This window comes from Streptomyces flavofungini (genome assembly GCF_041028215.1).
GTDB lineage: Bacteria > Actinomycetota > Actinomycetes > Streptomycetales > Streptomycetaceae > Streptomyces > Streptomyces flavofungini_B.
The window spans coordinates 1-19,733 of the sequence record NZ_JASKYR010000007.1 but is presented as its reverse complement, the minus strand read 5'-3'; the positions used below and the strand labels follow the sequence as shown (position 1 = coordinate 19,733).

The 19,733-nt window shown below is 69.5% G+C and carries 13 protein-coding genes; 1 reads left to right on the top strand and 12 read right to left on the bottom strand.

Annotation, left to right across the window (positions count from 1 at the left end):
• Position 1 precedes the first annotated feature (1 nt).
• From AB8Z36_RS00980 to AB8Z36_RS00935, 10 genes are all read right to left on the bottom strand, one after another.
• The gene (locus AB8Z36_RS00980) at positions 2-757 is read right to left on the bottom strand and encodes an SDR family oxidoreductase (RefSeq protein WP_369211230.1); all 756 of its coding nucleotides are present in this window, start codon (positions 755-757) and stop codon (positions 2-4) included.
• A complete protein-coding gene (locus AB8Z36_RS00975; RefSeq protein ID WP_369211229.1) occupies positions 754-1,533 on the bottom strand; it encodes an SDR family oxidoreductase in 780 nt (259 codons plus the stop codon). Before AB8Z36_RS00975 ends, AB8Z36_RS00980 begins: the two co-directional genes overlap by 4 nt.
• A gap of 19 nt (positions 1,534-1,552) precedes the next feature.
• Entirely contained in the window at positions 1,553-2,776 is a 1,224-nt protein-coding gene (locus AB8Z36_RS00970; protein WP_369211228.1) for a cytochrome P450, read from the bottom strand.
• Between the two features lie 3 nt (positions 2,777-2,779).
• Positions 2,780-4,570 carry a non-ribosomal peptide synthetase gene (locus AB8Z36_RS00965; RefSeq protein ID WP_369211227.1) on the bottom strand — a complete coding sequence of 597 codons (1,791 nt, stop codon included), beginning with the start codon at positions 4,568-4,570 and terminating at the stop codon, positions 2,780-2,782.
• A 381-nt stretch (positions 4,571-4,951) separates the two neighbouring features.
• Positions 4,952-5,914 carry a streptomycin biosynthesis protein gene (locus AB8Z36_RS00960; protein WP_369211226.1) on the bottom strand — a complete coding sequence of 321 codons (963 nt, stop codon included), beginning with the start codon at positions 5,912-5,914 and terminating at the stop codon, positions 4,952-4,954.
• Positions 5,915-6,499: 585 nt separating this feature from the next.
• The gene (locus AB8Z36_RS00955) at positions 6,500-7,153 is read right to left on the bottom strand and encodes an LmbU family transcriptional regulator (protein ID WP_369211225.1); all 654 of its coding nucleotides are present in this window, start codon (positions 7,151-7,153) and stop codon (positions 6,500-6,502) included.
• 634 nt (positions 7,154-7,787) lie between these two features.
• Positions 7,788-9,899 (bottom strand): DNA gyrase/topoisomerase IV subunit B, encoded by a 2,112-nt coding sequence (locus tag AB8Z36_RS00950; protein ID WP_369211224.1) that lies wholly within the window; start codon positions 9,897-9,899, stop codon positions 7,788-7,790.
• 130 nt (positions 9,900-10,029) lie between these two features.
• Positions 10,030-12,063, bottom strand: a complete 2,034-nt coding sequence (gene gyrB, locus AB8Z36_RS00945; RefSeq protein WP_369211223.1) for a DNA topoisomerase (ATP-hydrolyzing) subunit B — start codon at positions 12,061-12,063, stop codon at positions 10,030-10,032.
• Between the two features lie 434 nt (positions 12,064-12,497).
• Positions 12,498-13,292, bottom strand: a complete 795-nt coding sequence (locus AB8Z36_RS00940; protein WP_369211222.1) for an SAM-dependent methyltransferase — start codon at positions 13,290-13,292, stop codon at positions 12,498-12,500.
• Positions 13,293-13,408: 116 nt separating this feature from the next.
• The gene (locus AB8Z36_RS00935; RefSeq protein ID WP_369211221.1) at positions 13,409-14,587 is read right to left on the bottom strand and encodes a cytochrome P450 family protein; all 1,179 of its coding nucleotides are present in this window, start codon (positions 14,585-14,587) and stop codon (positions 13,409-13,411) included.
• A 329-nt stretch (positions 14,588-14,916) separates the two neighbouring features.
• Between AB8Z36_RS00935 and AB8Z36_RS00930 the strand changes: the two genes are divergently transcribed.
• Positions 14,917-16,137, top strand: coding sequence for a hypothetical protein (locus AB8Z36_RS00930; RefSeq protein WP_369211220.1), 1,221 nt, complete (start codon positions 14,917-14,919; stop codon positions 16,135-16,137).
• 55 nt (positions 16,138-16,192) lie between these two features.
• Here AB8Z36_RS00930 and AB8Z36_RS00925 read toward each other — a convergent pair whose 3' ends face one another.
• Entirely contained in the window at positions 16,193-17,794 is a 1,602-nt protein-coding gene (locus AB8Z36_RS00925) for an alpha/beta hydrolase (protein ID WP_369211219.1), read from the bottom strand.
• A gap of 38 nt (positions 17,795-17,832) precedes the next feature.
• Positions 17,833-19,733 (bottom strand): S9 family peptidase (locus AB8Z36_RS00920; RefSeq protein ID WP_369211218.1); only part of this gene is annotated, 1,901 nt, incomplete at its 5' end.

The window sequence follows — 19,733 nt, the reverse complement described above, 5'->3', positions numbered from 1 at the left end:
GCTACCTTTCGCGCGGTTGCGGTGCTCCCGGTCCGGGAGCGGCGACGTAGATCTCCTGTCCGGTGATCGCGGCGGCCTTCTCGTCGGCCAGGAACCGCGCCGCGTGTGCGACGCCGTCGGCGTAGGCGTCCGCGCCGCCGATGGCCGCCGGTCGCCGTGCCGGGGCGGCCCGGCTGTCGGCCGCGCAGTGGGCCGGTGCGATGAGGTTGACGGTGCTGCCGGAGCGCGCCAGTTCCAGTGCGGCGCTACGGGTGAAGCCGATCAGTCCGGCCAGTACGGGCTGGGCGGTGCGCCAGGCACTCTCGCCCGCGCCGTCCGGCTCGGTGACGACGATGATCCTGCCCCGGCGGTGGCGGAGGAAGTGGCCCGCACCTGCCTGACAGCACACGAACGCCGGGCGCAGCGCCCGCCGCACCGCGGCACAGCGCTGTTCGTCGGCGGACGCGTCCTCGGGCAGCCCCTCCGGCACCGGAGCCGGAGCGACGCAGATGACCAGCACGGCCGGACCGCCAAGGGCGGTGCGGACCCGGCCGAAGGCGACGCCCACCGACTGGATGTCGGCCAGGTCGCTCTCCACCGTGACGCACCGTCTGCCGGACTCCTCGACCCTCCGCACGACTTTGTCCGCCGCCGTGCGGGCGGTGTCCAGTGGAACGGCGTCCAGCAGGGCGATGTCGAAGCCCGCCGCCGCGAGCCCGAGCGCGAGCGCGGGCCCCGTGTGGCCACCCGCGCCCGCCACGACCGCGACTCCCTTCATCGTCGGCCGCCCTCGATGTGGACGGTCTCCCCGTTGAGGTAGCCCGATTGCGGCCGGGTGACGAAGGCGACCGCCGCGGCGATCTCCTCGGGCGTCCCGATCCGGCCCACGGCCGAGACCGCCGCCGCCTCCCGCAGGACCGTCTCCCGGTCCACGCCGGATCGTCCGGCCAACTCCTCCACCATCGGCGTGGCCACGAAGCCCGGTGCGATCGCGTTGACCGTCACGCCGTAGGGCCCCAGATCGGCCGCGAGCATACGGGTGAACCCCTCGATCGCGCCCTTGGCCGCCGCGTAGTTGGTCTGACCCGCGTTGCCGCGTGCGGCCACGGAGCTGAAGTTGACGATCCGGCCGTGCCCTCGCTCGCGCATGTGCCTACCGACCGCGTAGGAGCACCGCATGGTGCCGCCGAGGTTGACGTCGAGGACCGTGTCCCACTCCTGCTCGCTCATGGTGAGCAGCAGCCGGTCCTGGTTGACCCCGGCGCAGTTCACCAGCACGTCGAGGTGGCCGAACTCCTCGATGGCCAAGGCGACCGCGACCGTCACCGCCTGCTCCACGGCGACGTCGCAGCCGAGGCCGGTGGCCCGCCTCCCGGCCGCGCGGATGCCCGCCACCGTGGCGGCGGTGTGCTCCTCGGTACGGTCCACGACGATCACCGCCATGCCCTCGGCGGCCAGTCGCTCGGCCGTGGCCGCGCCGATGCCCCGGCCGCCTCCGGTGACCATGGCGACCGGATCTCTTACCGCGTGGGCCGCGTTGCCGGTGCCCGTCATGTGCACCCCCCTTCGGTCGTCAGGCCGTGATCCTGATGGGCAGTGAGCTCATCCCGTGCAGGATGCTGGAGTAGATCCACCGCTCTTCGCCGATCTGCTCCAGGTCGCCCACCAGCCGCCGCAGCCCGTCGAGCACGGCGTAGACCTCCATCCGGCCCAGGTAGTGGCCGAGGCAGTAGTGCGAGCCGTAGGCGAAGGTGAAGTGCTTGTTCGGGGTGCGGTCGAGCCGGAAGGCGTCCGGAGCGTCGAAGACGGTCTCGTCCCGGTTGGCGGAGGAGATCCATACGCTGACCACATCGCCCGCCTTGATCCGGTGGCCGTCGATGACGACGTCTCCGGTGGCCTTGCGGCCTCCGTGCAGCGACGGCACGGTCCAGCGCAGTGCCTCCTCGGTGGCGGTCTTCAGGTCGACGTCGCCGTTCTTCAGGGCGCGCCACTGGCCGGGGTTCTCGATCAGCGCGAGGATCGTGCCGGTGATGGCGTGCCTGCCGGTCTCGTCGCCGCCGATCATCAGTCCGTAGCAGTTGGCCATCTGCTCGGCCGCGTTGAGCGGGTCGCCGTCGATCCGGCAGTTCGCCAGCAGGCTCACCATGTCGTCCCGGTCGCCGCCGCGGCGCTCCTTGAGGAGCTTGCTGAAGTACAGCAGGATCTCGTTCTTGGCGACCCAGCCCTCCTCGGGGGGTTCGTCGGCGTAGTCGGTGCTCCAGGCGTGTGCGGTCAGGCCGAGCAGGTACTTCCGGTCGCCGTGGGGGATTTCGAGCAGGTCGCAGATGGCGCCCAGCGGCACGTTCGCCGAGATGTCCGGCGCGGCGTCGCACTCGCCCCGCTCCAGCGCCGCGAGCAGCAGCCCGTCCACCGTTTCCCGCAGCGAGTGGGCGATCAGGTCGAGCATCTGCGGCGAGAAGCCCTTGGACAGCACGTTGCGCACCTGGTGGTGGCGCACGCCGTCGGTGACCGCGAGCATCGCGCCCGAGGCCGAGTCCCCGCCGGTCAGCAAGGTGGCCAGCGCGTTGCCGTGTTCCGTGGTGAAGTGCGCCTTGTCCTTGTACACCTCGTTCACGTCGGCGTACCGGCTGATCACCCAGAAGCCGGGCTGCTCGCCCCGGGGCTCCTGCCAGTAGACGGGATGGTGGGCCCGCAGATGGCGGAAGACCTCACCGAGTTCGTACTCGGCGTGCAGGGTCGGCGAGGCCAGGTCGATCTGGTCGAGTTCGTCGGGGGACACCGTGGGACGGGTGGTCATCTCTCACTCCCCGGCGGTCGCGATCGCGGCCAGTCGCTCGATGGTCGGGTGGTCGAGCACGGTTCTCGGCAAGATCATCAGTCCGGCTTCCTGTGCTCGCTGGATGAGGTCGACCGCCAGGATGCTGTTCCCGCCCAGTTCGAAGAAGTTGCTGTGCACGTCGATTTCCGCGGGGTCGAACAGGTCGCGGAAGATGTCGCACAGGAGCCACTCGGCGGCCGTACGGGGTTCCTGACCGGCGCCCCGGCCGGATGTGGCGGGCTCCGGCAGGGCGGCTCGGTCCGTCTTGCCGCTGGGGGTCAGCGGGATCGCGTCGATGGTCGTGTAGATCGACGGCACCATGTAGTCGGGCAGGAAGCGGCCCGCGTGCTCACGCAGGTCGTCCGCCGCGGGTGCGGTGCCGTTCGCGGGCACCACATAGGCGAGGAGTTGCGGCCCGTCGGTGGCACCGGAACGCAGCACGGCCACCGCCCGCGCCACGAGCGGGTGTTGCCCGAGCACGGACTCCACCTCACCCAGCTCGATGCGGAATCCGCGCAGTTCGACCTGGTCGTCGGTCCGGCCGTGGAACAGGAGGTCGCCGTCGGGCCGCTGGGAGACCAGGTCGCCCGTGCGGTACATCCGCTCGCCGCCGCCCGCGAAGGGGTTGGCCACGAACTGTTGCGCGGTCAGGTCGGGCCGGTTGAGGTAGCCACGCGCCAGCCCGGGCCCGCTGAGATACAGCTCGCCGGTCTCTCCGGCCTCGGCGGGCCGCAGTCGGTCGTCGAGGATGTGCACGGACACGCCGGGGATCGGCCTGCCGATGGTGACCTCGTCGTGGGGGTTGAGCGGGCCGGTCATGGTCGCGCACACGGTGCACTCGGTCGGGCCGTAGGCGTTGATCAGGATGCGTCCCGGCGCCCACTGCTCGACCAGCCCTGGCGGGCAGGCCTCACCGGCCACCACCAGCACGCGGAGGTCGGGTGCCGCGTCCGGGGAGACGGTCGCGACGGCGGCGGGCGGCAGCACCGCGTGGCTGATCCGGCCGTCGTGCAGGGCCCTCTTCAGGGGGTCACCGGCCAGGGTGTCCGGTCCCGGCACGACCAAGGTGGCTCCCGCGGTGAAGGCGGCAAGGAGTTCGGTCAGATAGGCGTCGAAGCTCGGCGACGCGAACTGCAGCACCCGGCTGTCCCCGGTGACCCGCATCGCGGCCACCTTGGCCGACGCCAGCGCGGGAAGACCGGCGCCGGTCACCGCCACGCCCTTCGGACGGCCCGTCGAGCCCGAGGTGTAGATCACGTAGGCCAGGTCCGTCGCGGTGCGCGGGCCGCCGCGCTCTTCGTCGGTCAGATCGGTGTCGGGCAGTGCGTCGAGCGTGGCGGTCCGCTGGTCCGAGTCCAGCACGAGCCGGGGTACGTCCCCGTCGGCGGGCAGCTTCGGGGCGGCGGCCTCCGTGGTGCACAGCAGCGCGGGCGCGGCATCGGCGAGCAGGTAGGAGATCCGCTCCGGCGGGTGGCCGGCGTCCACCGGCAGGAACGCCGCCCCGGCTTTGGCCACCGCCAGCACGCTGATCACCATGGCACTGGACCGGGGCAGCGCCAGTGCCACCAGACAGCCACGGCCCACACCTTCACGCAGGAGCAGCCGGGCTAGCTGGTTCGCCCGGGCATTCACCTCTTCGTAGGACTGGATGTCGCCGTTCGAGACGATCGCCGGGCTGCTTGGCCGACCGCGTACTGTCCGCTCCCACAGTTCGGACAGCGTGCCCGGTGCCGTCTGTTGGCTAAAAGCTCTGCTCAGCCCCTTGTCGCGCACACCGCCCCCTGTTGAATATCACCATGGTTGGACCACCATTAATTCCTCACGCCAGTGGAACACAACGCGCCGGATTATCGAAAGGAGTCACGCACCGAGCGATTCAAACACTCCTCGGTACCGCCGTAAAGCGCCTGACTCCGCACTTGAACACCTTGCATCGAAAGGAAGTCCGCACCGCCACGACGGCCAGGGACTATATGACCAGGCATTTATGACCAGGCCCGCATTACGGGTACGCGAGCACGTGAATACGCGTTTATCTGGCTACGTGCTTTCCGTCGCCGTCGGCACCCGACGGCGACGGAGAGGCGGTGTTCAACTGCCCGATTCGAGCAGTTGAACGTTCCGCGGCCACTCCGACCGGACCGCCTCTTCCCCTCAGGCCGTGTCCCGTCCCGCGAGCTGGTCGGCCAGTTGCTGCCATGCGGCGGCGCACTCGCGGGCCATGTCGATCACGGTGACGCGGCAGTGCTCGGGCAGGCTGTCCGCGATCTGGGCGATCTGTTCGACGCCACCCGGGGCGGCGCCGTCGAGCAGCCGGAGCAGGCGTCGGCCGACGTCGGTGAACCGCAGCGAGGGGTCCTTGCGCAGGCTCTGCAACACGCGACTGTAGTCCGGAGCGGTCCGCTGCGTCGCCATCACCGGGCGTGCTTTCAGGGCCGCCTGCTGTCGGGCGGTGATGGCCGGCTCGCCCCGCCGCAGCCTGGCGCGCACATTGCTGGCGGTGCCCACGGAGATCCCGGCCGTGCGGGCCACTTCGCGGACCGAGGCGTTCGGGTTCCGGGTCAGCAGGTCGCAGGCGCGCTGCCGTCCGTCCGTGCCGTCGGTGGGCCTGCTCCGGCCGTCCTGGCCGGTCCTGCGCTCGGCCGCTCCCGCGATGGACGGTGCCCGCAGCGATGCCACGGTGCTGGCCGCCAGACCCGTGGTCCTGGCGATCTTCCGGTCGGACCAGTGCGGGTGCGAATCCATGATCCGCGTGGCGGCGGACCTGCGCTCGGCCATCGTCAACGGCAGGCCGTGCGTACGGTTCAGCTCCACCGCGAGGACGAAGGCATCGGCCGGGGAGCAGTCGTCGACGAAGACGACCTCGACCGATTCGTCGCCACGGAATCGAGACGCCCATAACCGGTGCATTCCGTCGATGACCCGCCGCGTCTCGCGGTGCACGACGATCGGCGGCAGCTTTTCCTCTGTCTCGGCCAGCCTGTGGATGTGCTCGGTGCTTTCGCCGGTTCGCAGCAGTTCGGAGGGCGGCAACAGAGAATCGATCGGGACGCGCTCTTCTGCCTCACCTAATTTGAGCGACAGCGGCGCGACCCTCTCATCGCCCCCGTTAATCATGTGACCCCCATCGGACATGATGATCCGGCCCCGGATCAGCGCGCGTAGAGCACCCTTGATCGGCGGCAGATATCGGCCAGGCTCAGCTCTGCTTGCTTGCTCAACGACCCATGTGGCCCGCGTCCAGAACGATCACCGTCATTCCTGACGTATGCACATCTCCACGGTATTCGGAATCACTGATTCCGCTCGACGTGGCTCGAAGGTGATCTGCGGCGAACCCATTCCTGATCTTTCCCGCTCGATTCTAAGACAATGTCTCGATCGATAGCGGGCCCGTAAACCCCGGCATCGGGATATTCGAGCGGCGGTCGACGGGCGGCAGCCGCAACCTCAAGCGCGTCGACGGTGCCCGGCCGGGTGGGGCTGTCCTGACACGCGGGACCGCCCGGGCGGGTGAGCCTGCGGGCACGGCAGGATGCCGATGCCGGACCGGGCCGCCGCACACTCGGCGACCGGTCGGAAGTCACCACCCGGGAGCCGGACTTCGATGCGGCGGACGTGAAGGCCTCGCCCCGGCGTGGGCGCGAGGCGGGGCTCGGGGGGCTCTCAAGAGGCTTTCGAGAGGCCGCGATGCGCGCCCGGTCAGATGGCTTCGTCGACGACGAGGGAGATCCATTCCGTCAGGGTCAGATTGCTTCGCCGTGCCGCCTCGCGCCATCGCTCCAGACGCAACTCGTCCAGCTGGAGGCTGAGCTGCACCTGGCGCCGCAGATCATCCTGTTCGGCCGACATGCTTGCCCGGATCTGCTTGCGCAGCTCGTTCCTCGACCAGTTCAGGCGTACCGAGAAGTCGAGCCAGTGGTCCTGTTCCGCCTCCGAGAGAGCGGCCACTTCCATGTGATGCTGGAAGGTAAGACTGTCTCGCCGGCGAGACGGCTCGAATTTCCTCGCCACCCATGCGTAATTCCGCAGCGTTTGATAGTCGAGCTTGGTCTCCCTCATCGCCCGACGATATCGGTCGCCGTACTGGTTCTGGCCGAACACCAGCCAGTCACCGATCCACCAGGCCGAGGAATTGGATACCGCGAGGATCCGTCCGCCGAGGCGGCACCATGCCTCCAGGGAGAGATCATGCGGAATCTCCAGCCTGGTCCGCTCGGCCGAGACCTCGGGACCGAGATACGAGACGTGTCTTGAATCCCTGCCGTCAACAGGGGGCACCTTGCCCGCCGTCGACCGCACCGAAGTGGCACCACAACCCGCAGCTTTCGAGGCTGTCTGACCAGACGCGATCATGATGTCTCCCGTTTCCGTCGTCAGGACAACCAAGTCGGCGTGGCCTGGGGATGTCTGAGACACGCCGCTTCGACCGAGCGATCTTTAGGTTAACGCCATGCGCCTTCAGGCCGTGCATGAGCCACTGACACATGCCCTTTGAGCGGCCTTTTCTTCACGATCCCCGCACGGAGACGTGAAGGTGATCACCGCTCATACGACGTGCAGGATGGCCGAGATTTGCCGTTTGCCTCTCCGGACACCAGGGGAAGAGGCCGACGCCGCCACCCAAGGTGAGGTAAAAGATTAATCAACCATCGCTTTACCAGCCCGGCGTGACCCGGCCCGACCCACAAAAGATCAAACACACAACCCCCGTTCCCGCATTAACCGAGGCGGCACGAGGCAGCAATTTCGGACATGCGGGAAGAGCTCGGGCTCGCTCAAGTGTAGCCGCCGAGCACGGGATAAAGCCAAGGCGGATTTGAAATGCCGTGTATGGAGCACGGCATGACGGCCCGAAACTTTGTGCGCCCGTCATGACTGTGCCCCGCGCCCTCACGGTCATGGAAAACGGCCCGCCGCCTGCCCCGGCGCCGACGAGACCGGCGACGCGGCAGGCGGCGGGCCGTGGCCGCTCCGGTGGGCGTGATGGTCAGATGTCGATCCGGGACCGGTCGAGCGTGGCGGCGGAGGTGGTGATGAACTCCTTGCGGGGTGCCACGTCGTTGCCCATCAGCAGGTCGAACACGCCTTCCGCGGCTTCCAGGTCGGTGAGGTTGATCCGGCGCAGGGTGCGGTGGCGCGGGTCCATCGTGGTTTCGGCGAGCTGGTCGGCGTCCATCTCGCCGAGGCCCTTGTAGCGCTGGATGGAGTCCTTGTACCGGATGTTCCTGCTCTGGAGGTCGAGGAGCGTCTCGCGCAACTCACGGTCGGAGTACGTGTAGACGTACTTGTCCTGGCCCTTCCTGGGCTGGATCAGCTCGATGCGGTGCAGGGGCGGCACAGCGGCGAAGACGCGCCCTGCCTCGACCATGGGCCGCATGTACCGGTGGAAGAGAGTCATGAGCAGGGTGCGGATGTGGGAGCCGTCGACGTCGGCGTCGGTCATCATGATGATCTTGCCGTAGCGGGCCGCGTCGAGGTCGAAGGTCCGGCCCGAGCCTGCCCCTATGACCTGGATGATCGCGCCGCACTCGGCGTTCTTCAGCATGTCCGCCACGGAGGACTTCTGGACGTTGAGGATCTTGCCGCGGATCGGCAGCAGGGCCTGGAACTCGGAGTTGCGGGCCAGCTTGGCCGTGCCGAGGGCGGAGTCCCCCTCGACGATGAACAGTTCACTGCGCTCCACGTCGTCGCTGCGGCAGTCGGCGAGCTTGGCGGGCAGCGAGGAGGATTCCAGGGCCGTCTTGCGGCGCTGGGCGTCCTTGTGCTGACGGGCCGCGATCCGCGTACGGGCGGCGGCGACGGCCTTCTCCATGACCGCACGGGCCTGCTGGGCGGCGTCCCGCTTGGTGGAGGTCAGGAACCCCTTCAGCTCCTTGCTGAGCACGGCGTTGACGATGCGGCGGGCCGCCGAGGTGCCGAGAACCTCCTTGGTCTGGCCCTCGAACTGCGGCTCGGCGAGCCGGACCGTGACGACCGCGGTGAGGCCCTCCAGGGCGTCGTCCTTGAAGATGTCGTCCTCGGCGACGCGCAGCAGCTTCTTGGCGCGCAAGGCCTCGTTCATCGTCTTGGCGACGGCCTGCTCGAAACCGGCGACGTGGGTGCCGCCCTTGGGGGTGGCGATGATGTTGACGAAGGAGCGCAGGGTGGTGTCGTAGCCGGTTCCCCAGCGCAGGGCGACGTCCACGCCCAGTTCCCGCGTGACCTCGGTGGGCGTCATCTGGCCGTGCTCGTCCAGGACCGGGACCGTCTCCTTGAAGGTGCCCTGTCCGCTGAAGCGGAGGACGTCGCAGACCGGCCTGTCGCCCGCGAGGTATTCGCAGAACTCGCTGATGCCGCCGTCGAACCGGAAGGACTCCTCGCCCTTGCTGCCGCCGTCGCCGAGCCCGAACTCGTCCCGCACCACGATGGTCAGGCCCGGCACCAGGAACGCCGTCTGACGGGCCCGCTGGTGCAGGGTCTCCAGGGAGAGCTTGGCGTCCTTGAGGAAGATCTGCCGGTCCGCCCAGTAGCGCACGCGCGTGCCGGTGCGGTTCCTGGGGACCTTGGCGGTCTGGCGCAGGCCCTGGCCCGGGGTGAAGGCGGCGCTGGAGCCGGGGCCGGTGTAGGTGCCGGGTGTGCCGCGGCGGAAGCTGATGGCGTGCGTGCGGCCGTGGCGGTCGACCTCGATGTCCAGGCGCGCGGACAGCGCGTTGACCACCGAGGCGCCGACGCCGTGCAGGCCACCGGAGGCGGCGTAGGAGCCGCCGCCGAACTTTCCGCCCGCGTGCAGCTTGGTGTAGGCGATCTCGACTCCGGACAGGCCGGTACGGGGCTCGGTGTCCACGGGGATGCCGCGGCCGTTGTCGGTGACCTCCACGGAGCCGTCGTCGTGGAGGATGACCTCGATGTGGTCGCAGGCTCCGGCCAGGGCCTCGTCGACGGCGTTGTCGATGATCTCCCACAGGCAGTGCATCAGACCGCGGCTGTCGCTGGATCCGATGTACATGCCGGGGCGTTTGCGTACGGCTTCGAGCCCTTCGAGCACCATCAGGTGCCGGGCGGTGTAGTCGGAGCCGTCCTGCGGGCGGCTGCCGGCGGCCGGGGCGGAAAGTGTGCTCACGCGGTGCTCTCCTGGGCAACAGGGTGTGGGCTACTGGGTCTGGGCTACTGGGTGTGGGCTACAGAGGGTAGAGGCGGCGCGGCCCGGTTCGGGCGCTTCGGTGGAGCCGGAGCCCTGAGGGGGCACGGCGTCAGATGTCCAGGAAGCGGACGTCCTTGGCGTTGCGCTGGATGAAGTGGCGGCGGGCCTCGACGTCCTCGCCCATCAACACGGAGAAGAGGTCGTCGGCGACGGCCGCGTCATCGAGGGTGACCTGGCCGAGGACCCGGTGGTCGGGGTCCATGGTGGTGACGCGCAGTTCTTCGGCGTTCATCTCGCCAAGGCCCTTGAAGCGCTGGACGGAGTCGTCCTTGACACGGCGGCCGTCCTCACGGCCCCGGTCCAGGAGCAGGTTGCGTTCGCGGTCGGAGTAGGCGTACTCGACCTGGTCCCGGCTCCACTTGATCTTGTACAGCGGGGGGCGGGAGAGATGGACGTGGCCCCTCTCGATCAGCGGCCGCATGAAGCGGAACAGGAAGGTCAGCAGCAGGGTGTTGATGTGCTGTCCGTCGACGTCGGCGTCCGCCATCAGAATGATCTTGTGGTAGCGGAGCCGGGTGATGTCGAAGTCCTCGTGCACGCCGGTACCGAACGCGGAGATCATCGACTGGACCTCCTGGTTGTGCAGGATTCTGTCGATACGGGCCTTCTCCACGTTCAGGATCTTTCCGCGGATCGGCAGGATCGCCTGGTACTGCGGGTTGCGGCCGGACTTGGCCGAGCCGCCCGCGGAGTCTCCTTCGACGATGAAGATCTCCGACATCGCGGGGTCGTTGGACTGGCAGTCGGAGAGCTTGCCCGGCAGCGCCGCCGTCTCCAGGAGGCCCTTGCGGCGGGTCAGGTCACGCGCCTTGCGGGCCGCGACCCGGGCCGTGGCCGCCTGGATGGCCTTGCGCACGATGTCCGCGACCTCATTGGGGTTGCGGTCGAACCAGTCACTCAGGTGCTCGTGGACGACCTTCTGCACGAAGGTGCGCGCCTCGGTGTTGCCGAGCTTGGTCTTGGTCTGGCCCTCGAACTGCGGCTCGCCGAGCTTGACCGAGATGATCGCCGTCAGGCCCTCGCGGATGTCCTCGCCGGAGAGGTTCGCGTCCTTCTCCCGCAGCAGCTTCTTCTCCCGCGCGTAGCGGTTGACCACGGTGGTCAAGGCCGTACGGAAGCCCTCCTCGTGGGTGCCGCCCTCGTGGGTGTGGATGGCGTTGGCGTAGGAGTACACGCTGTCGGTGTACTGGCCGTTCCACTGCAACGCGACCTCGGCCGACAGCAGCCGCTCCATGTCCTGCGCGGCGATGGTGATCACCGAGGGGTGGACCGGCTCGCCCTTGCGGGCGTTGAGGTAGGCGACGAAGTCGGTGATGCCGCCGTCGTAGCGGTAGGAGACCGTCTTGGCCGCCGGGTCCGCGTCGGCCTCGTCCGCCGCGGCCGTGGCGCGCGCCTCGGGCCGTTCGTCGGTGAGCGTCAGGGTGAGCCCCCGGTTGAGGAAGGCCATCTCCTGGAAGCGCCTGGCCAGCGTCTCGAAGGAGTACTCGGTGGTCTCGAAGATCTCGCCGTCGGCCCAGAACGTCAGCGAGGTGCCCGTACGGGAGGTGGCCTCGTGCCGGGCCAGCGGGGCGACGGAAGCGCCGTCCCTGTAGTCCTGTGTCCACCGGTGGCCGTCGGTCCAGATCTCCGCCGAGAGCCGGGTCGACAGCGCGTTGACCACCGAAAGGCCCACCCCGTGCAGACCGCCGGAGACCGCGTATCCGCCGCCCCCGAACTTCCCGCCCGCGTGCAGCACGGTCAGCACCACCTCGACGGCGGGGCGCTTCTCCACCGGGTGCATGCCCACCGGGATGCCGCGGCCGTTGTCGACCACCCGCACCCCGCCGTCGGCCAGGATCGTCACGTCGATCCGGTCGGCCACCCCCGCGAGCGCCTCGTCCACGGAGTTGTCCACGAGCTCCTGCACCAGGTGGTGCAGGCCCCGCTCCCCCGTGGAGCCGATGTACATCCCGGGCCGCTTGCGCACGGCGTCCAGGCCGTCCAGGACAGTGATCGCGTTCGCGTCGTACGCCGCCGCCTCCGCATGCCCCGGGAGCTGGGGAGCGGGGACGCCGGAGACGGTCGGGGTCTCGTAGGTGGTCACGGATGCTCTCTTTCGGGCAGGGCGGACCGCGCTCGCGCACTGCGGTGCGAAGGCGGCGCCGAGGTGCGGAAGCGGCCGGACAGCTGGCGAAGACAGGCACGGCAGCCTGACGGGGACCCCTAAAGCGGGCGGGCCGGGGGCCGTTGGCTGCCGGGCGCCCTCCGGAGTGCCTGCCGGGGCGCTGCACAACATACCGGAGGCGTCGTTGACCACAGAGGCCGGAAGGCCTTCAGAAGCCTCCCTGCGCCTCGCATGAAGGGAGAGGCTATCCCCCCTGCATCAGATGTCCAAAAAGGCGCCAGGAGGCCATCCAGGACGCTTCACGGTGCCTTGTCGCGCACCGCTCCACGTCCCGACTTCCGGCGTGACCCTGCGCGGGTCGCCGGTCGCGCTGTGTGGCCGCGGTATCTCGGCCGTAGACACAGGACCACCCGTCACCGGACGCGGGCCACCGCCGCGTAGATCCCGCTGCTCTCCGCGTCCGGACGCGGGGTGCCGTTGAACCAGTCGGGGGCCGTCACGAGGCCCGGTTCCACGAGGTCGAGTCCGTCGAAGAAGCGGGCGACCTCGGCGCGGGTGCGGAAGCCGAGCCGGATGCCGCCCTTCGCGTACTCCGCGGTGACTTGCCGCGAGAGTTCCGGGAAGAGGTCGGAGGAGGCGTGGGAGAGGACCAGATGGCTGCCTGAGGGCAGGGCGTCGACCAGGGTGCGCACGATGCCGTACGGGTCCTGCTCGTCGGGCAGGAAGTGCATGAGCGCGATGACGGAGAGGGCGATCGGGCGCCCGAAGTCCAGCAGGGTGCGTGCGTGTTCGAGTATCTCGAGCGGGGCGCGGACGTCGGCCTGGATGTAGTCGGTCATGCCCTCGGGGCGGCTGACCAGAAGGGCCTCCGCGTGACGCAGCACGATGGGGTCGTTGTCCGCGTAGACGACGCGCGCGGAGGGCACGATCTCCTGGACGATCTGGTGCAGGTTCGGTGCGGTGGGGATTCCGGTGCCGATGTCGAGGAACTGGTCCACGCCCTGGGTGGCGAGCCACGCGGTCGCGCGGTGCATGAACGCGCGGTTCTGCCGTGCGGCGTCCTTCGCCTCCGGCGGCAGCTTCTCGCCGACCGCCTCGTCGACGGGGTAGTTGTCCTTGCCGCCGAGCAGCCAGTCGTAGACGCGGGCAGGATGCGGGCTGCTGGTGTCGATCGTCTGGATCGTCTGCTTGGGTGCGCCTGCGGTCATGGCCTACTCCGTTGCTACGGCGGAACGGTTGGGCCGCGCAGTCTGCCACAGCAGCATCATCCTGCCATCGCCGACGGCGGTATCGTCCGGCGTCCGAGGGCGAACGGGGACCGCGCTCACGTCGATACGGGCAACGCGGCGAGACCGCGTACCAACCGGGTGCGCCGCCACTCCAGTTGATCCGGCGGGACGGCCAGGCGGAGGCCGGGGAAGCGGGTCAGGACTGCTCGCAGGGCGATGTCCGCCTCGGTCTTGGCGAGAGCCGCGCCCAGGCAGCGGTGGATGCCGTGGCCGAAGGCCAGATGGGCGGCGGCGTCGCGGTCCAGGTCGAGCCGGTCCGGCGACGCGAACCGCTCCGGGTCCCGGTTGGCCGCCCCCAGGGCGATGCCCACCGGGACCCCTGCGGGGATGTCGCAGCCGCCGAGGGTGAGGGCCTGCGTGGTGTACCGGAAGGTGGCCGTGGCCACCGGCGAGTCGTACCGCAGCAGCTCGTCCAGCGCGGCGGGGATCTCCTCGGGACGCCGTCGCAGACGATCCAGCTCGCGGGGGTGTTCCAGCAGGGCCAGGACGGCGGTGCCGAGCAAGTTGGTCGTGGTCTCGTGACCGGCCAGCAGCAACAGCACGGCCAGGGAGCAGAGTTCCTCCTCGCTGAGGCCGTCGTCGGCGTCACGCGCCACGATGAGCCGGTCGAGGAGGGCGTTTCCGGGTGCCAGACGCTTGGCGGCGATGAGGCCCGTCATATAGTCGGCCAGCGCGTGTGAGGCGGCGTCGACGGCATCGGGGTCCCCCGCCGAGAACAGTTGCGCGGAGAGCCCCCGCACCTCTCCCCGGTCGGCGTGCGGGACGCCGAGCAACTCGCAGATCACGACCACCGGCAGGGGCAGCGCCAGGCCCGTCACGAAGTCGAGCCGCTCGCCGACCGGCCAGTCGTCCAGGAGTTCTTCGGCGGTACGGGCGATGAAGGGGCGCAGCGCCTCGACGGCCCCGGTGGTGAACTCCCTGGTCACCAGCTTGCGCAGCCGGGTGTGCTGGGGCGGGTCGGTGGCCAGCATGGTGTGGGCGACCGCGGGGTGCAGGCGGCGCCCTGATTCCTTGCCCGCGAAGAAGGCGGCCGTGTCCTTGGAGAGCCGGGCGTCTCCCAGGGCCTGGCGGGCTTCGGCGTGCCCAGTCACCAGGTAGCCGGGGCGTCCGCCGGAACCGTCCGGTACGGGCTGCACCGGGCAGACCGACCGCAGGGCCGCGTAGGCGGGGTAGGGGTCCTGGAGGAAACGGGGGTCCCGCGTCGGGTCGGTCATGTCGTGCGGCTCCCACCTGTTCCTGCTTGCCCCTGCTTGTTCCTGGCTGTTCCTGCATGCCCCTGATTGTTCCTGCGGGGCGTCCCGGACGGCGCCGCGCGGTGTGCCCGGTGCGGGCGGCGTCGGCATGCACCATCAGAAGAAGTTACCCGGAGCCCGCCCGTCGGAAAGTCGCCTGCCGATGCATTGACCGGCTCCGCGCTTCGCGCTTGGATCGCGTGAGTCCCGCGCACTGCGGTGCCGGGGCTCCACTCGGCACCGGTCACGAGGGCTTCACGAGGGCTTGAGGGGGGCGGTGGCCGTCCTCGGGCCGAAGGGGGAACCACCTGATGAGACCCGCGTCAAAGATCCGCATGTCCGTCGGCCTCGCGGCCGTCCTCACCTGTCTCGCCTCTCCCGCGTGGGCGTCGAGCGGCGACCAGGCTCCGCGCACCGAACGCATCTCCGTCGCACCCGATGGCACCGGCGGCAATCACCATTCGGTCGATCCGACGGTCAGCGCGGACGGGCGGGTGGTCGCCTTCATGTCCTCGGCGACCAACCTGGTGCCCGGGACGGACATGCCCAACAACGTCTTCTACCGGACGGCTCCCGGTGCGCCCCTGAAGCGTGTGGTGCTGCCGGGCGAGTCGACGATGGCGCCCAGGGTGTCCGCTTCGGGGCACCACATGACGTTCACCTCGTACTCGGCCCCGAGCCAGAAGTACTCCGTACACGTGATGGATCTGCGCACCGGGCACATCGAACCCGTGGCGCCCGCCCTTCCGGGAGGCTATCGCGCCTACTACGGCGCCGCCCCGCTCAGCGCGAACGGGCGCTACCTCGCCTTTGTCGCCAGGACCGCCGCCGACGAGAACGGGGTGACCCGCTGCCGGATCATGCTCCTGGACCGCCGCAGTCAGCGGCTGTGGCGGGCGGGACCGTCCACGGCACGTGGCTGCCAGGACATCTCCCTGAGTGCCGACGGCCGCAAGGTGGCCTATCAGGTCGGCTATACGGGGCCGTCGGACGACGACAAGGCGGACATCCTGGTGTACGACCGTGTGACCGGCAAGACCGTGCAGGCCGATGTCACCCACGACGGGGCACCGGCCGACAGGTCGGCGCTGGCCCCGGTGCTCAGCGACGACGGCTCCAAGGTCGGCTTCAACTCGGTGGCCACGAACCTGGTCCCGGGCACCGACCCCAACGGGGACACCAGTACGTCCTGGAACGCCTTCGTCCGCGATCTGCGCACCGGCACGCTTCAGCGCTACGACGGCCACTCCCCCACCGATGTCACCCTGGTGTCGGACCTGTCGGCGGACGGTTCGAAGCTGCTCCTCAACACGGCCGACGCCCACCACGTCTCCCTGGGCCTGATCCTGCGCGATGTGCGCACCGGTCATGAGGAGTTGCTCTCGCCGGGTCAGGACGGCAGGCCCGTCACCGTGGGCCGTGCGGCGCTCAGCGCGGACGAGTCGACGGCCGTCTTCGACTCCTACTACCCCGGCCTGGTGCCCGGTGACAACAACCTGATCGGCGATGTCTTCGTGCGCACCCTGCGCTGAGCCGACGTCCGCCCCGGTGCGTGCCGAGCGGCGCGCACCGGGGCGGACGGCGGGATCACCTGCCCTGGGGAAGCGCCAGGGTGAACGGCGGAAGGTCGGGCTTGCACTTCGCCCCGTCCGTCGCCTTCAGATCGACGAGATACTGCCCGACAAGCCGGTTCATGCACAGGCTCTGGAAGAGGGTGCCGCCATGGCCCCAGCCTTCCAGGGTCGCCACGCGCGCGTTGGGGAAGTGGTTGGCGAACGGCCGGGTGGACTCGTACGGCGTCGCCGGGTCGAAGCGGGTGCCGACCACCATCACCGGTGCCTTGACCTTCTGCTTCCAGCCACCCTTGTAGGCGTCGCGGTCCTCATTGCCGATGACCGAACAGGAAATGCCCTGCCAGGCGCGGTAGCGGCCGAAGTGGGGGCCCTTGGCGGCGTCGGCCTCCGCCGGGAAGCCCTTCGTGCTCTTCGGGTTGCGGGTGTCGACGCACAGGCTCGCCAGCGTCTCGCCCTTGGAGGCGAACTTCTTGTCCCGCGCGATGCGCAGGAACGCGCTCACCCCGGCCGTCGGCTGCTTGATGCGGTCACCGGCGGTGGCCACGGCCGCGAACACATCGGCCAGAACGTTCCACTTCACCGGGGTGTACATCCCGGTGAAGAGCGTTTCGACCGCGTACTGGTAGGTGATCTCGATCGGCGCCCCGCCGGGCACGTCGACCGTCACCGGACGGGTCTTCAGGCGCTGGAGCGTCCGCTCCATGACCTGCTTCGGATCGCCCAGCTTGGCCAGCGAGCAGCGGGCCGGGCCCGCCTCCTTGCACAGCCGCAGGAACTCGCCGTAGGTGCGGCTGGACGCCCAGCCCTGGCCGGTCCGGGTCACCACCGAGCGCTTGTCACCATTGGCTCCCGTGTAGCCCTCCGGCTCGACGGTGCCGTCGAACATCATGGCGCGCACGTTGTCGGGGAAGAGCTTGGCGTAGGTGGCGCCCAGAAAGGTGCCGTACGAGTAGCCCGCGTAGGTGAGCTTCTTGTCGCCGACGGCCTGGCGGAGCAGATCCATGTCCCGGGCGACGTTCGCCGTCGAGGCGTGCTCGATCTTCTCCCGTGACTGCTTCAGACACCCCTTCGGCACCTCCAGAATGCGGCGCTCGAACGGCTTCTCCTGCGCCTTGGTGAAGGGGAAAAGCGTGGCCTTGGCCAGCGCGGCGTTCTCCTTCTCGGGGCTGGTGAAACAGGTGATCGGGTCCGATGCCCCGACACCGCGCGGGTCGAAGCCGATGATGTCGAAGCGGGCGCGCACGGCCGGGTCGTACGCGATCTTGCCCGTGCCCTGCACGAAGTCGACCCCGGAGCCGCCGGGGCCGCCCGGGTTGACGAACAGTGAGCCGATGCGCTTGCCGGGGTCGGTCGCGCGGAGCCTGGTCAGGGCGATCGTGGTCGTCGCGCCGCGCGGGTGGTCGTAGTCGGTGGGCACCTTCGTGGTCGCGCACTGGAAGTCGTTCAGCTCGGGCTTCCCGCAGGACTTCCAGTCGATCGTCGGAACCGGTATGGCGCTCCTCGCGCCCGGCCGGGCCGGGCGCGAGGAGCGCCAWRYGGCGGCGGTGAGTCCGAGGACGGTGGCGATGCTCAATGCCAGGGCTGTGGTGCTCCGTGTGACACGTGGACGGGACATGGTGCGCTCCTTGCTCAGTGGGGGGAACTGCGGTGCTGTCAGTTGGCTTGGGGGGGCGGGCTGTTCTCGTGCTGACGGCCGCCCAGGTGGCGGGCGAGGAAGCCCTCGACGGCCCGGTACACGTCGATGAGGTTCTCCGGGTTCTGGAAGCGGTGGCCCTCATCGGCCTTGACCAGGTACTCCACCTCGACCCCGCGGGCGCGTACGGCCTCGACCACGAGGTCGGACTCCGCCTGCACCACCCGGACGTCGTTGGCGCCCTGGATGACCATCAAGGGGGCGCGGATCTGGTCCACCTTGGTGATCGGTGAGCGGGCCCGCATGTGGGCCTCGTCCTCCGCCACCTCGGGGTCGCCGACGTAGGTGAGGAAGTTGTTGCCGATCAGGGGGCGGGCGAACGTCGGCAGGGTGCGGATGAAGTTCGCCAGGTCGGAGATGCCGCACAGGTCGACCGACGCGGCGAAGACACCCGGGGTGAAGGTGGCCGCGACCAGGGCGGAGTAGCCGCCGTAGGAGCCGCCGAAGATGCCCACGCGCTCCGGGTCGGCATAGCCCTCCCTGACCGCCCAGTCGACGGCGTCGATGAGGTCGTCGTGCATCCGGCCCGCGAACTCGCCGATGGCGGCGCGGGTGAAGGCCGTGCCGTAGCCGGATGAGCCGCGCATGTTGACCTGGAGGACGGCGTAGCCGCGGTTGGCCAGCAGCTGCACCCGCGGCTCGTAGCCGGGGGCGTCCCGGAACCAGGGCCCGCCGTGCACGAGCAGCACCAGCGGCAGTCGCTTGGGCGCGACACCGACCGGCAGCGTCAGGTACGCGTGGACCTTCAGCCCGTCGCGGGAGATGAAGGACACCGGCCGCTTCTCCGCCAGCGTCGCCGGATCGAGGTGCGGGAACGGGCGGAAGAGTTCACGGCTCTCACCGGTCTCGTGATCATAGAAGTAGGTGACGCCGTGGTCGGTGTCGTGGGTGAAGCTCACCACCCAGCGCCGCCCCTCGGCGTCGGAGGAAACGGCGGCCAGGTCACCTTCGGACAGCGCGGACAGACGCTCGTACACGGCGGCGAAGTGCGGGTCGAGCGCGTGGATGACCTGACGCTCGCCCAGATAGCGGAGCCCGCGAATCTCCCCGGTGCTCTCGTCGAGGATCAGCGGCGAGGGGAACATCTCGTTGACCCCGCTGCGGGTGTCGAGCTCGTACGTGGGGTGGCTGTCGACCACCGTCTCCTCGCCGGTGGCGACATCGAGCCGGGTCAGGCGGATGAGGTCGCTGCCCTTGTTGGAACCGAGCCAGATGCCGGTTCCGTCGGGCGTGACGGTGCTCGGGGTGAGGCCCATCGGCAGATCGGCGCCCTCGTAGGCGGCGATCAGCCGCGAGGTGCCGGTGGCCGCGTCCCAGGAGTGGATCTCGTGGCCCCCGGCCGGGGGGACCACGGTCGCGAACAGTTCCCCGTTCCGTCCGCACAGCCAGCCCCCGATGTGGCCGGGGTTCTCCGCGAGCGTGGTGTGCTCGCCGGTCGCGATGGTGATGCGGTGGACGTCGAACTGGTCCGGGCGGCGCTGGTTCAGCGCGGCGACGAGGGTGCCCGGCAGGCCGCCCGGCTGCCAGAAGTCCATGGTGCGGACGCCGGGGAAGGGCGTGAGGTCCACCGCCGGAGCGTCCGGGTTCGCCAGGTCGACCCGGAAGATGTGCCAGTTCTCGTCGCCGTCGCCGTCCTGGGTGTAGAGCAGCCAGCGCGGGTCGTCCGTCCAGTGGAAGCTGTGGACGTCCCGGTGGTGGTCGTGGGTGACGCAGACGGCGTCGTCGTCGGTGCCGACGCCACGTATCCAGACGTTGAGCCGACCCCGCTCCGGGGCGAGGTAGGCGATCTTCGTGCCGTCCGGCGAGATCGATCCGTCCGTGGCGACCGGGGTCGTACAGAAGTCCTCGACCGGGATGAGGG